This window comes from Streptomyces sp. NPDC050534, assembly GCF_044457745.1.
In the GTDB taxonomy this organism is placed as follows: Bacteria; Actinomycetota; Actinomycetes; order Streptomycetales; family Streptomycetaceae; genus Streptomyces.
In genome coordinates, this window is the sequence record NZ_JBITHF010000012.1 from 272,359 (window position 1) to 284,637 (window position 12,279).

Annotated in this window: 13 protein-coding genes and 1 rRNA gene; 4 read left to right on the forward strand and 10 right to left on the reverse strand. The window is 69.4% G+C overall.

Annotated elements, in window-relative coordinates; genetic code table 11:
* The first annotated feature begins 50 nt into the window (after positions 1-50).
* The 3 genes from ACIBN2_RS35300 (at position 51) to ACIBN2_RS35310 (ending at position 3,515) form a co-directional block, all read left to right on the forward strand.
* The gene (locus ACIBN2_RS35300) at positions 51-962 is read left to right on the forward strand and encodes an HAD family hydrolase (RefSeq protein ID WP_399140636.1); all 912 of its coding nucleotides are present in this window, start codon (positions 51-53) and stop codon (positions 960-962) included.
* Positions 963-1,291: 329 nt separating this feature from the next.
* Entirely contained in the window at positions 1,292-2,065 is a 774-nt protein-coding gene (locus ACIBN2_RS35305) for an ECF subfamily RNA polymerase sigma factor, BldN family (RefSeq protein ID WP_399140638.1), read from the forward strand.
* 226 nt (positions 2,066-2,291) lie between these two features.
* A complete protein-coding gene (locus tag ACIBN2_RS35310; RefSeq protein WP_399140640.1) occupies positions 2,292-3,515 on the forward strand; it encodes a DUF5667 domain-containing protein in 1,224 nt (407 codons plus the stop codon).
* Between the two features lie 184 nt (positions 3,516-3,699).
* Here the strand turns inward: ACIBN2_RS35310 and ACIBN2_RS35315 are convergent, their stop codons facing one another.
* The 5 genes from ACIBN2_RS35315 to ACIBN2_RS35335 form a co-directional block, all read right to left on the reverse strand.
* The gene (locus tag ACIBN2_RS35315; protein WP_399140642.1) at positions 3,700-4,752 is read right to left on the reverse strand and encodes a lysophospholipid acyltransferase family protein; all 1,053 of its coding nucleotides are present in this window, start codon (positions 4,750-4,752) and stop codon (positions 3,700-3,702) included.
* A 14-nt stretch (positions 4,753-4,766) separates the two neighbouring features.
* Positions 4,767-5,828 carry an NAD-dependent epimerase/dehydratase family protein gene (locus ACIBN2_RS35320; RefSeq protein WP_399140644.1) on the reverse strand — a complete coding sequence of 354 codons (1,062 nt, stop codon included), beginning with the start codon at positions 5,826-5,828 and terminating at the stop codon, positions 4,767-4,769.
* A 280-nt stretch (positions 5,829-6,108) separates the two neighbouring features.
* Positions 6,109-6,207, reverse strand: a complete 99-nt coding sequence (locus ACIBN2_RS35325) for a 30S ribosomal protein bS22 (RefSeq protein WP_003948845.1) — start codon at positions 6,205-6,207, stop codon at positions 6,109-6,111.
* A gap of 154 nt (positions 6,208-6,361) precedes the next feature.
* Positions 6,362-6,571, reverse strand: a complete 210-nt coding sequence (locus ACIBN2_RS35330) for a helix-turn-helix domain-containing protein (protein WP_016437488.1) — start codon at positions 6,569-6,571, stop codon at positions 6,362-6,364.
* 129 nt (positions 6,572-6,700) lie between these two features.
* Complete coding sequence (locus ACIBN2_RS35335; RefSeq protein ID WP_399140646.1) at positions 6,701-7,516, reverse strand: phosphatase; 816 nt, start codon at positions 7,514-7,516, stop codon at positions 6,701-6,703.
* A 241-nt stretch (positions 7,517-7,757) separates the two neighbouring features.
* Between ACIBN2_RS35335 and ACIBN2_RS35340 the strand changes: the two genes are divergently transcribed.
* A complete protein-coding gene (locus ACIBN2_RS35340; RefSeq protein ID WP_399140648.1) occupies positions 7,758-8,189 on the forward strand; it encodes a spore-associated protein A in 432 nt (143 codons plus the stop codon).
* Positions 8,190-8,234: 45 nt separating this feature from the next.
* On the opposite strand, the gene ACIBN2_RS35345 is transcribed toward ACIBN2_RS35340, so the two are convergent.
* The 5 genes from ACIBN2_RS35345 to rrf form a co-directional block, all read right to left on the reverse strand.
* A complete protein-coding gene (locus tag ACIBN2_RS35345) occupies positions 8,235-9,407 on the reverse strand; it encodes an acetoin utilization protein AcuC (protein ID WP_399140650.1) in 1,173 nt (390 codons plus the stop codon).
* Positions 9,358-10,581, reverse strand: a complete 1,224-nt coding sequence (locus ACIBN2_RS35350) for an MFS transporter (RefSeq protein WP_399140651.1) — start codon at positions 10,579-10,581, stop codon at positions 9,358-9,360. The genes ACIBN2_RS35345 and ACIBN2_RS35350 overlap by 50 nt, the downstream gene beginning before the upstream one ends.
* Before the next feature lie 78 nt (positions 10,582-10,659).
* Positions 10,660-11,388, reverse strand: a complete 729-nt coding sequence (locus ACIBN2_RS35355; RefSeq protein WP_399140653.1) for a VC0807 family protein — start codon at positions 11,386-11,388, stop codon at positions 10,660-10,662.
* Positions 11,389-11,480: 92 nt separating this feature from the next.
* The gene (locus tag ACIBN2_RS35360) at positions 11,481-12,125 is read right to left on the reverse strand and encodes an HAD family hydrolase (RefSeq protein ID WP_399140654.1); all 645 of its coding nucleotides are present in this window, start codon (positions 12,123-12,125) and stop codon (positions 11,481-11,483) included.
* A gap of 62 nt (positions 12,126-12,187) precedes the next feature.
* A 5S ribosomal RNA gene (gene rrf, locus ACIBN2_RS35365) occupies positions 12,188-12,279 on the reverse strand; the annotation flags it as partial.

Consider the following 12,279-nt stretch of genomic DNA (forward strand, 5'->3'; position numbering starts at 1 on the left):
CAAACCTCGCGCGTATGGAGGCACCGAACAAACTGGCTATGCTCACGGACATGGCCGCTCTCGGATGGCTCACTCCCCGTAGGCGTTCCGCCACGGCGCGGAGCGTGTTGGCAGGCGAGGCCTCTGCGGAGGCAGCCCGCAAGTCCTCGCAGGACGTCCCCCCGGAGGAACAGGAGTTCCCCGTACTCGGCGACGACAAGGCTGCCGCGTTCTTCGACCTCGACAACACCGTGATGCAGGGCGCCGCCCTCTTCCACTTCGGCCGGGGCCTGTACAAGCGGAAGTTCTTCGAGACCCGCGACCTCGCCAAGTTCGCCTGGCAGCAGGCCTGGTTCCGGCTGGCCGGCGTCGAGGACCCCGAGCACATGCAGGAGGCCCGCGACTCGGCGCTGTCGATCGTGAAGGGCCACCGCGTCGCCGAACTCCGGTCGATCGGCGAGGAGATCTACGACGAGTACATGGCCGAGCGGATCTGGCCGGGCACCCGCGCCCTCGCACAGGCCCACCTGGACGCGGGCCAGCGGGTGTGGCTGGTCACCGCGGCGCCGGTGGAGATCGCGACCGTGATCGCCCGCCGCCTGGGCCTGACCGGCGCACTGGGCACGGTCGCGGAGTCCGTGGACGGCGTCTACACCGGCAAGTTGGTGGGCGAGCCGCTGCACGGCCCGGCCAAGGCGGAGGCCGTACGCGCCCTCGCCGCCGCGGAGGGCCTGGACCTTTTCCGCTGCGCGGCCTACAGCGACTCCCACAACGACATCCCGATGCTCTCGCTGGTCGGCCACCCCTACGCCATCAACCCCGACGCCAAACTCCGCAAGCACGCCCGCAAGCTCGACTGGCGGCTGCGCGACTACCGCACGGGCCGCAAGGCGGCGAAGGTGGGCATCCCGGCGGCGGCCGGCGTGGGCGCGGTCGCGGGAGGGACCGCGGCGGCGATCGCCCTGCACAAGCGGCGGCGCTGACGCCGTGAACATCGCGCGACACGACGGGCCGGGCCATGTTTCCCGGCCCGTTCCGCGTTTGTGCAGTCCAGTTGGCTGAACACCGCCACAACACGCCCTGTTCCGACTCGTAATCCGAACCGATTCGATCAACAAGCGGTCACTCAGAGGTACTTGATCGGGCATCAATCGGTTACAGAAGCGACGGAATCGGTGATTTGAGCAACTGGGTGTAGCAGCGCCTGCACGAAGCGTTATTCTCCTCAGACGCAAACCGGTACCACTCCGTCGCTACGACGGGTGAACGGTCCCGCACTGCACGTGATGGAAGCTCTGCCTCTGGGAGTCCCGTGTACCCACACGTCGGGGTTGACGCCTCGGGCCTGGCTACGCTGCGCGCAACGGTCCTAGACCTGTTGCGCGGCTTCGTCCCCACCGCGTACGCCGTCCCTGCCCTCGCCGTTGCCTCCACCCCCGTCGGTCCGTGCTACGCGCTCGCCGACGGCAGCGCCGCCGTCGGCAGACGCGGCCGGGTGGCCGGCACCACCACCACCCGCCGACCGGCCGCGGACAGCGACAGCGCCCGGATGATGGACCTGGTCGAACGCGCCCAGGCCGGAGAGGCCGATGCCTTCGGGCGGCTCTACGACCAGTACAGCGACACCGTCTACCGGTACATCTACTACCGCGTGGGCGGCAAGGCCACCGCCGAGGACCTCACCAGCGAGACGTTCCTGCGCGCCCTGCGCCGCATCGGCACCTTCACCTGGCAGGGCCGGGACTTCGGCGCCTGGCTGGTCACCATCGCCCGCAACCTCGTCGCGGACCACTTCAAGTCGAGCCGCTTCCGGCTCGAGGTGACGACCGGCGAGATGCTCGACGCCAACGAGGTCGAACGCTCGCCCGAGGACTCCGTCCTGGAGTCCCTCTCCAACGCCGCACTGCTCGAGGCCGTACGACGCCTCAATCCACAGCAGCAGGAGTGCGTGACGCTCCGCTTCCTCCAGGGCCTGTCCGTCGCCGAGACCGCCCGGGTGATGGGCAAGAACGAGGGCGCCATCAAGACGCTCCAGTACCGCGCGGTGCGCACTTTGGCCCGGCTCCTCCCGGACGACGCCCGCTGACGCTCGGTGACACTCAACTAGCGGTCAGTGATAGTGGGTTGACTTCTCGTTCCGATCATCCGTCGTCCGTAACCCAAGTGCCGAGACGCTCGTTGTGCGGGATGCAGGCTCCCTGTGGTCACTCCCTGGCCGTCTACGATCACCCGATCGTGTGGACGTGGTCAGAGGGTGCAACCCTCAGGACCCCCTGGGGAGTCGACCGTCATGATGAGAGGAGGTGCCGCCAGTGATCGCGAACGTATCGGCACACCGGCGGGCGAACGCCTTCGCCCAGGCCCTGGAGGAGCAGCCGGACCGGGGCACGGCGGCCGGGCAGTCCGAGGGATCGTCCCCGGACCCGGCTGCTGCGGAACAGACCGAGCAGGGCCGTCTGCTGGCCCTCGCGGAGTGTCTCGGCGAGGTGCCCGGGCCGAAGCTGGATCCCGAGGTCAAGGTCGTCCAGCGGGCCCAGTTGGTGGCCGCGTTCGAGGCCATGATGCAGGAGGGAGCCGGAGGCGAGGCGGCCGAAACCGCGGTCCCCGTGCAGCGTTCCCGCGGCGCCCACCGCGCGAGCCCGCTCGGCAAGCTGCGGCCACGGTCACGGCTGACCAAGGGCCTGGCCGCGGGCGGACTGAGCGTCGGCGTCGCGGCGGGGGCCTTCGGCGGAGTCGCCGCGGCCAGCCAGGACGCGCTGCCCGGTGACTCGCTCTACGGGCTCAAGCGCGGCATCGAGGACTTCAAGCTCAACTACATGTCCGAGGGCGACGACCAGCGCGGTGTGGCCTATCTCGACCAGGCCTCCACCCGGCTGAGCGAGGCGCGCCGCCTGATGGAGCGCGGCCGCGGCAACGCCCCGATCGACCACGAGTCCCTCGGCGAGATCCGGCGCACCCTGGCCGGCGTCACGCACGACGCGTCGGAGGGCCACCGGCTGCTGCACGAGGCGTACGAGCGGGACCCCGACTCGCTCGGCCCCATCCAGGCCCTGTCCACCTTCTCCCGGTCGCACCGCGACGCCTGGGGCGCCCTGCGCGAGCGGCTCCCGCTCCAGCTCGGGGACGTCAGTCAGCAGGTGTCGTCGGTGTTCGACGCCATAGACGAAGAGGTCGCGCCACTGCAGTCCCTGCTGCCCCCGTCCCCGGCCCAGGGCGGCGGCGACGGCAAGCGGCACGGCTCGGGCAAGGCATCGAAGGGCACGTCCGGCTCCGGTCGGAAGCAAGCGTCGCCCAGCGCCGGCGGCAGCTCCTCCGAGCACAGCCGTCCCAGCAGCCCCAGTCAGTCGGCCGGCTCCACCGGCGAGGGCCTGCTCGGCGGCAACACCGGCGGCCTGCTCGACCCGCCGAAGGACAGCGGCAGCGCCTCCCCGTCCGCGAGCAAGTCCCCGAGCAGCGAGCCGGACGTGACGATCCCACCGCTGCTCCCGGGCCTCCTCCCCGGCCTCGGCATCGACAGCGAGAACACCGGCCAGTAGGAGACCTACGAGTGTGGGGGCGCCCTTCGCAGGAAGGGCGCCCCCACACTCGTACCGGAATCAGAAGAACACCGACCGCCGCTGCACCAGCAGCTTGGCCCCTCTCATCTGCTGCACGCGGCCGGAATCGCGCCCGCGTACCGGCGCGCCCAGGATGAAGCGGCCGGCCCAGAAGAGCGCCCCCTCAGAAGAACACCGACCGCCGCTGCACGAGCAGCTTGTACAGCGTGTGCTGGATCTGCTCCCTGACCTGGTCGGTCAGGTTGAACATCAGCATCGGGTCCTCGGCGGCCTCCGGCGGATAGCCGTCCGTCAGGATCGGCTCGCCGAACTGGATGGTCCACTTCGTGGGCAACGGCACCGCACCGAGCGGACCGAGCCACGGGAAGGTCGGTGTCAGCGGGAAGTACGGGAAGCCCAGCAGCCGTGCCAGGGTCTTCGCGTTGCCGATCATCGGGAAGATCTCCTCCGCGCCCACGATCGAGCACGGGATGATCGGGGTGCCGTGGCGCAGCGCCGTGGAGACGAAGCCGCCCCGGCCGAACCGCTGCAGCTTGTAGCGCTCGCTGAAGGGCTTGCCGATGCCCTTGAAACCCTCAGGCATCACCCCGACCAGCTCGCCCTGGCCCAGCAGCCGTTCGGCGTCCTCCGCGCAGGCCAGGGTGTGGCCCAGCTTGCGGGCCAGCTCGTTGACCACCGGCAGCACGAAGACCAGATCGGCGGCGAGCAGCCGCAGATGACGGTTGGCCGGATGGTGGTCGTGCACGGCGACCTGCATCATCAGGCCGTCCAGCGGCAGCGTCCCGGAGTGGTTCGCGACGATCAGCGCGCCGCCGTCGGACGGGATGTTCTCGACGCCCTTCACCTCGACCCGGAAGTACTTCTCGTACACCGGCCTCAGCAGGGACATCAGGACGTGGTCGGTCAACTCCTCGTCGTAGCCGAAGTCGTCGACCTCGTAGTCGCCGGTGAGTCGGCGGCGCAGGAAGGACAGGCCGCTCGCGACGCGCCGCTCCCAGCCGCCGTCCTGCCGCGGCTTCTCGAGCGGCTCTTCCTCGTGCGTCACGGGAACATCATCCTGCGCAGACACCCTGCTGGGCAGGGGCTGGACCTCACCGACCAGCGCGGGTTCCGTGGTCTTGCGTCGGCTCCCCGCGCCCCGGCGCCGCGACGGCCGCTGAACGGCGCTCCCGCGGGACCGGTCGTCGTCGAACGGAATGACCTTGGCATCCGCCATCGTTGATGCGCTCCTCAGTTGGCGCTCTGCGTCGGGGGGTGGCCGCTGCCCAGGACGGGCAGCGCGGCGATCCGGTCGACGGCCCCCGCAAGGGCCTCCGGCGGCAGGAGCCCGGGTCCGTGACTGCGCGCGAAGTCGGCGAAGGTCTCCGCCGTGGTGTACTTCGGCCTGAATCCGAGCGTCTCCCGCATCTGGTCCGTCGCCACGACCCGGCCGTGGGTCAGCAGTCGGATCTGCTCGGGCGAGAAGTCCGTCATCCCCAGCGTACGCACCAGCGAACCGGCCCAGGTGACCGCGGGCAGCAGCAGCGGCACCGTGGGGCGGCCGAGCCGCCTGGAGCACTGGGAGAGCAGCAGAACCCCGTCGCCGGCGATGTTGAAGGTGCCGCTGTTGAGGGTGCCCCGCACCGGCTCCTTCGAGGCGATCCGCAGCACTTCCATCACGTCGTCCTCGTGCACGAACTGCAGCCGCGGGTCGTAGCCGAACACCGTGGGCAGGACCGGCAGCGCAAAGTAGGAAGCGAGCGGCGTGTCCGCCGTGGGCCCCAGGATGTTGGCGAAGCGCAGCACGCACACGGCCACGTCGGGCCGGCGCCGCGCGAAGCCCCGTACGTACCCCTCGACCTCGACGGTGTCCTTGGCGAAGCCGCCGCTGGGCAGCGACTTGGGCGGGGTGGTCTCGGTGAACACCCCGGGGTCGCGGGACGCGGAGCCGTACACGTTCGTACTGGACTTCACCACGAGCCGCTTGACGGTCGGCGACTTCTGGCAGGCACCGAGCAGCTGCATCGTGCCGATGACGTTGGTCTCCTTGATCGCCGCCCGGCTGGCGCTGCCCAGCGCGGTGGCGCTCACGTCCATGTGCACGACGGTGTCGGCGCCCGTCTCGGCGAGCACCCGCCCGATGGTGGGCTGCCGGATGTCGGCCTGGATGAAGTCCGCGCCGCCCAGGTGGTGCTCGGGCGTCACCGCGTCCACGGCGATGACCCGGTCGACCCCCGGGTCACGCTGGATGCGTCGGACGAACCGGCCCCCCAGCCAGCGGGCCACTCCGGTCACGAGCACGACCTTGCCCAAGATCTGCGCCTTCCTTCCAGCCCGACATGTACTCGTAGCCTGTCGCGTTCCCCGCTTGCGGCCAACTTAGCGGGTCGATGTTGCGCTGTGATGACCACCCAATGCACGAAGTGACGACATCCACAGGCGTACGAACAGACCAGGCCATGTGAAACTCATGCGTAGGCACAGGACGAGCGCATGATCCCGTGTGCTTCCGGTGGTCTCTGTGAAGCCCAAACGCGTGTGGCCCCCCACCGGTTGCGGTGGGGGGCCACAGAACACGCTCCTAGAGCATCGCTTACTTCTTGTTGCGACGCTGAACGCGCGTGCGCTTGAGCAGCTTGCGGTGCTTCTTCTTCGCCATCCGCTTGCGCCGCTTCTTGATAACAGAGCCCACGACTACCCTCGCTCACTTCTCATCACTCGGCGTTGGGCGCCATGGGCCCATACGACCTACAAGGGGCCAGCCTACCCGCCCGAGCGCTGAGGTCGTAATCGAGGCTTCCCGGGGAGATCCCTGTGATGCCCTGAGGATCCCCCCGGGATGTCCGTCAGGCGGTTTCCACCCCCACGTAGCTCTCGCGAAGGTACTCATGAACCGCGTTCTCGGGGACGCGGAAGGACCGCCCCACCCTGATCGCGGGCAGATGACCGCTGTGCACCAGCCGGTACACAGTCATCTTCGACACTCGCATCACCGAGGCGACCTCCGCCACGGTAAGGAACTGAACCTCACTCAGAGGCCTCTGCTCAGCAGCCATGACACACCTGAACCTTCCGCACTCGACGGCCACCGGCTTCCCCTTCCGGTGACGCTTCGTCGCTGCGTGCTCACTCCCCAATGTAGGGGCGGGTGATGCGAGTGGGGAAGAGGTGCACCCATCGGCGGCCTACTGTGACAGACACGCTCGATTGAGTACGTAGCGGGTAAGCGGCCGGTAGTAATCAGACCGCACAGCGTCATCAAGTGGAACGACGACGGACACGGACCCCTCGGCCTCCCCCACGAAGAGCGCGGGGTCGTCCGTATCGGCGAGACCAATGGCCTCGAACCCCAGCTGACCTGCTCCGCAGACCCAGCCGTGGTCCCCGACGACCAGCTCGGGAAGAGTCCCTCCGACCTCGGCCGCCACGGCCAGAGCGGTACGAACCGGGAGCGGAGAGTGCGTGTGCACGCCGGTCGCACAACCGGGGCGGGGCGTCCCGGGTTCCCGCACCAACGCGACTCCTTGTACGTAGTCAAGGTTGTACGTACGTAGACCGAACCGGGTCGTTATGTCGACACTGCGACCATACGCAGGGGTGAGGACGGCACATCCCGCCGCCGACAGCGCGTCCGCCAAGGCGGCGTAGAAGCCGAGCAGGCGGTGCGGGTGACCGGTACCGAGGAGCACAGGGGCGCTGCGCTGGGCCGCTGCGGCGAGACGCGCCGCGAAGGCGTCCAGCGCGGTCAGGGTGCGCTCCGGATCGATCACATCTTGGCCGGAGACATGCCCAGGATCGGCCGAAACCCCGCACTTGTCCGACATCAACTCGATCAGATCCCGCTGTCTCCACGTCCATTCGGGGTCAAGACCGATCAGCACGCGGGGATCGCGGGCGGCGAAGAGCCGATAGCTGCGCAGGCTCTCCTCGCGCGAGGTGGCCACAGGCCCGGCGAGACGGGCAGCCAGGAGATGGGCTCGCAGGGCTCCGGTGCTCAACACGTCTGTGATGGTGGCGGACCGCGGGCGAACGCACGGCGGAAACCGGTGAATTACCGCACGGGTGGCTCAATAAGCCGCATAATGCCGCACCCGGTGGGCAGTGACAGAACGGTGACGGAAGGCACCACAACCACCGGCCGGGCTCCCCGGTCTCATCTTGCGTGGACAGCAACGACCAACTGTTCACGGCACGTTGACCGACACGGGCAACGTGGACCACACCACAGCAGGGGGAACAACCATGAAGAAGCTGTCCCGTCGCGCCACGACCGCCACCGCGCTCGCCGTCCTGGCCCTCGGCGGCACGCTCGCCGCGACCACCCCGGCCTCGGCGGCCACCAAGTCGGCCGCCGCCGCCACGTACAACGGCGCCTGCGGCACCGGCTACAAGGTCATCGACTCCACGCCGGTCGGCAACTCCGGCAAGATCTTCCTGACCTGGAACCAGTCGACCGGCAAGAACTGCGCCGTGACCGTCCGCAACACCACGGGCGCGAAGATCCACATGGAGGTCGCTCTGAAGGCCATCGACAGCAGCCAGCCGGCCGCCAAGGACTCCGGCCAGTACACGAGCTACGCCGGCCCGGTCTACGTCACCGGCCGTGGCTACTGCGTCAGCTGGAGCGGCACCATCGGCACCGCTTCGGCCGGCGACTCGGGCCACTGCAGCTGATCCGGCGCCGGGGGCGGGCCACCGCGTCCGCCCCCGGCACCACACCTACGCCAGCAGCCCCCGCAGCGGAAACGCCGCGCGCCGCGTGGCCAGCACCGCCTGGTCGAGCCGGTCCGCGGGGTCGTATCCCTCGTCCCATCCGGCGTACGACACCGGCCACCGCCCATCGGTCATCCGCGCCGGCGCCAACTGCCGCGTACGGGCGAAGACTTCCTGCCGCCATCCCTCGGGAATCATGGTCTCGGGCGCGACCTCCCGCCCCGCCGCGATCGCCACGAGATGGGTCCACGACCGCGGCACCACCTCGACCACCGCGTATCCCCCGCCACCGAGCGCGACCCACCGCCCGTCGGCGTGCTCGTGCGCCAGCTCGTGACAGGCGACCTGCACGGCCCGCTGCGCGTCCAGCGACACGGCCAGATGCGCCAGGGGATCCTCGAAGTGCGTATCGGCCCCGTGCTGCGACACCAGCACCTGCGGCCGGAAATCGGCGATCAATTCCGGTACGACGGAGTGGAAGGCCCGCAACCACCCGGCATCCCCGGTCCCGGCGGGCAGCGCCACGTTCACGGCCGACCCCTCGGCGGAGTCCGCCCCCGTCTCCTCCGGCCACCCGGTCTGCGGGAACAGCGTCCGCGGATGCTCGTGCAGGGAGATCGTCAGCACCCGGGGATCACCCCAGAACGCCGTCTGCACCCCGTCCCCGTGGTGCACGTCGACGTCGACGTACGCGACCCGCTCCGCCCCCAGCTCCAGCAGCCGGGCGATCGCCAGCGCGGCGTCGTTGTAGATGCAGAACCCCGAGGCGCCGCCCGGCATCGCATGGTGCAGCCCGCCCGCGAAGTTCACCGCGTGCAGCGCCTCCCCGCGCCACACTGCCTCCGCCGCCCCGACCGACTGACCGGCGATCAGCGCCGACACCTCGTGCATGCCGGCGAAGGCGGGATCGTCCAGCGTGCCCAGTCCGTACGCACCGTCCGCCGCCTCCGGATCCGCCGAGGCCGCCTTCACGGCGTCGATGTAGTCCTCCCGGTGGACAAGCCGCAGCGTCGACTCCCCGGCGGGCTTCGCCGCCACCACCTGGACCTCCTTGTCGAGCCCGAAGGCATCGACGAGGTGTCTGGTCAGGGCGAGCCGGACCGGGTCCATCGGATGGTCCCGGCCGAAGTCATAGCCCGTTACTGCCTCGTCCCACATCAGCTGTGCGCGGCCGCTCATGCCCGCCACCGTATCGGTCCGGCCGGGGGGCGAACGAGCGGGCGTAGAACAGTGTCACCAGCACCAACACCATCGGCACGAGCATCGCCCAGCGATAGCTCCACGCGTCCCCCAGCGCCCCCACCAGCGGCGAGCCGATCAGGAATCCGACGTAGTTGAAGATGTTCAGGCGCGCGACGGCGGCATCGGAGGCGTTCGGGAACAGCCGCCCGGCCGCCGCGAAGGTCTGCGGCACCAGCACGCACAGCCCCAGCCCGACCAGCGTGAACCCGAGCATCCCGGCCCACGCCCCCGGGGCCACGGCCACCACCGCGAACCCCAGCGCCCCCACCACGGCACCCACCCGCACGACGGCCACCGCCCCGAACCGCCGCACCCCGTGGTCCCCCAGCGACCGCCCCAGCAGCGTGGTCACCATGTAGACGTTGTACGGCACCGTCGACAACTGCTCCGAGCTCCCGAGCACGTCCTTCAGGTACTTGGCACTCCAGTTGGAGACGGTCGAGTCCCCGATGTACGCGAAGGTCATCACCAGGCACAGCGGCAGCAGCAGCTTGAAGACGATGCCCTGGCCCTGCGCCCGCTCCCGCTCCTGCTCCTCCACCGCCGAGGAAGAGCCCCCGTCGACGTACCAGCGGCTCCCCACCAGCGTCGCGGGCAGCAGCACCGCGACGACCGGCAGATACGACACCCACAGCGCCAGATGCCAGTGCGCCCCCACCCAGGCCAGCGACGCCCCGAGGATTCCGCCGAGGCTGAACGCGGCGTGGAAGCTGAGCATGATGCTGCGGCCGTACGTCCGCTGCAGGCTCACCCCGAGCATGTTCATCGAGGCGTCGAGCCCGCCCACGGCAAGCCCGAACGCGGCCAGCGCGATGCCCAGTTCGGCCAGGTGCTCCCCCGCGCCGACCCCGAGCAGCGCCAGCAGCACCACGGGCTGCAGGCACCGCAGCAGCAGGCTCGGCCGTATTCGCTTCACCAGCTGCTCGGTCGTCACACTTCCGACGCCGGCCAGGATGGGCACGGCGGCCAGGAAGACGGGCAGCAGCGCGTCGGACACCCCGTACCGGTCCTGAATGGCCGGGATACGGGTCACCAGCAGGGCGAAGGTGGCGCCCTGAGCGAGGAAGCTGAACGCCAAGGAGGCCCTGCCGCGCCGCAGCACATCTGTCATGGCGGCGAGCGTAGGGCCCCTGGCTACCTGTGGGTAGATCAAGCCAAAGATGAATTTCCCTCAGCTTTACCTTCTCGCTCAGGCGGCGACGGCGACCTCGGTGCGGGCGGCAGTCTCCTCGGCCTCCGCCTCGGCACGCACCATCGCCTCCATCGGCCCGGCGGCCAGTCCGCCACTGAGCAGGAAGGTCAGCACCATCACACCGATCATCAGGACCCCACCGAGCCACACCATGGTGTCCACGGGGATGGTGTACGCCCCCACGATCCGCGCCACACACTCGGCGAGCAGCGCCACGCCCCACACCACGGAGAACGTCCGCTCCTTGCGCAGGAAGTCCGTCGAGGCGGCCGACCGGCCCGACACCAGCCGCTGCCACGCGGCCTCCTTCGCCTGGTCGCCCTTCACCAGGAACGGCTTCATGCCGGCGGTCATCATCGGCCGGCCGAGAGCCACCGACACCAGGATGCCGATGCCGACGGTGCTGCTGACCGCGCCGTCCTTGGCGAGCATCAGCCGCGGGTCGCCGGAGACGAAACTCAGCAGCAGGGAGACCACGTTGACGACGAGGATCAGCCCCGCCAGGCCGTTCGTCCTGCGCTCCTTGACCACGCTCCACAGGGTCCGCACCGCCGGGACGACGCTGCTCCAGGCGAGCGCCGCGAAGGTGCTCATCCCGAAGGCGTTCTTGAACAGGTAGTACGAACCGAGGGGAACCGCCACGTCCACGATCAGCGGACGGAAGTTGTCGAGCGCGCTGGGGGTCTGGGTGCTGCTCTTGCCCTGGGACACCGTGTTCGTCGTCATGCCCTCAGCTTCTCGTCCGGCACGCGGTCGCCAGTAGAAACGATCGTCCGGAGCTCGGCGTGACAAATGTCAGCCGAGCACCGATGCCGACGTCATACGAGCAGGTCAGCCAACTCGCCCAAGTCACTGAAGAGTTGCGTGGCCCCGGCGAGCCGCTCGGCCGGCGTCATGGCGGTGAAGCCGTACACGTCCATCCCGGCCGCGTTGGCCGCCCGCACCCCCAGCGGACTGTCCTCGACGACCACACATCGCTCCGGCGCGACACCCATCCGCTCGGCCGCGTACAGAAACAGATCGGGCGCCGGCTTCCCGCGACCCACGTCCTGCGAACTGAAGACCCGCCCGTCGTCGAACCACCGGTCCAGCCCGGTCTTCCGGTGCCCCACCCGGATCCGCTCGTGACTCCCGGAGGACGCGACACAGTACGGCACCCCGTCGGCAGCCAGCTTCTCCAACAGCCCGACAGCCCCCGCGACCGGCTCCAGGTCCCGCTCGAACGCGGCGAACACCCGCGCATGGAACACGTCGTCGAAATCCGCCGGCAGCGCCTGCCCGGTCCGCTCCTTGACGACGTCATGGACCCGGTGCATGGCAGCACCCATGTAGTCACGAAGGGATTCCTCGTACGAGGTCGGGTGCCCGAGCTCTGTCAGATAGGCGGCGAGGAGCCGGTTGGAGATGGGCTCACTGTCGACGAGGACGCCATCGTTGTCGAAGATCACAAGGTCGTAGCGCATAACCTTGAGCCTAAACGCAGAAAACCCCCGCACCGAATGGTGCGGGGGTTTTCTCAAGGTTTGTTCGGCGGCGTCCTACTCTCCCACAGGGTCCCCCCTGCAGTACCATCGGCGCTGTAAGGCTTAGCTTCCGGGTTCGAAATGTAACCGGGCG

What these genes read in the sequence shown, in the direction of transcription:
- ACIBN2_RS35350 (WP_399140651.1), bottom strand. Translation starts at nt 10,581, where the DNA reads ATGACAGATGTGCTGCGGCGCGGCAGGGCCTCCTTGGCGTTCAGCTTC.
- ACIBN2_RS35345 (WP_399140650.1), bottom strand. Translation starts at nt 9,407, where the DNA reads ATGAGCGGCCGCGCACAGCTGATGTGGGACGAGGCAGTAACGGGCTAT.
- ACIBN2_RS35300 (WP_399140636.1), top strand. Translation starts at nt 51, where the DNA reads ATGGCCGCTCTCGGATGGCTCACTCCCCGTAGGCGTTCCGCCACGGCG.
- ACIBN2_RS35340 (WP_399140648.1), top strand. Translation starts at nt 7,758, where the DNA reads ATGAAGAAGCTGTCCCGTCGCGCCACGACCGCCACCGCGCTCGCCGTC.
- ACIBN2_RS35360 (WP_399140654.1), bottom strand. Translation starts at nt 12,125, where the DNA reads ATGCGCTACGACCTTGTGATCTTCGACAACGATGGCGTCCTCGTCGAC.
- ACIBN2_RS35315 (WP_399140642.1), bottom strand. Translation starts at nt 4,752, where the DNA reads ATGGCGGATGCCAAGGTCATTCCGTTCGACGACGACCGGTCCCGCGGG.
- ACIBN2_RS35355 (WP_399140653.1), bottom strand. Translation starts at nt 11,388, where the DNA reads ATGACGACGAACACGGTGTCCCAGGGCAAGAGCAGCACCCAGACCCCC.
- ACIBN2_RS35330 (WP_016437488.1), bottom strand. Translation starts at nt 6,571, where the DNA reads ATGGCTGCTGAGCAGAGGCCTCTGAGTGAGGTTCAGTTCCTTACCGTG.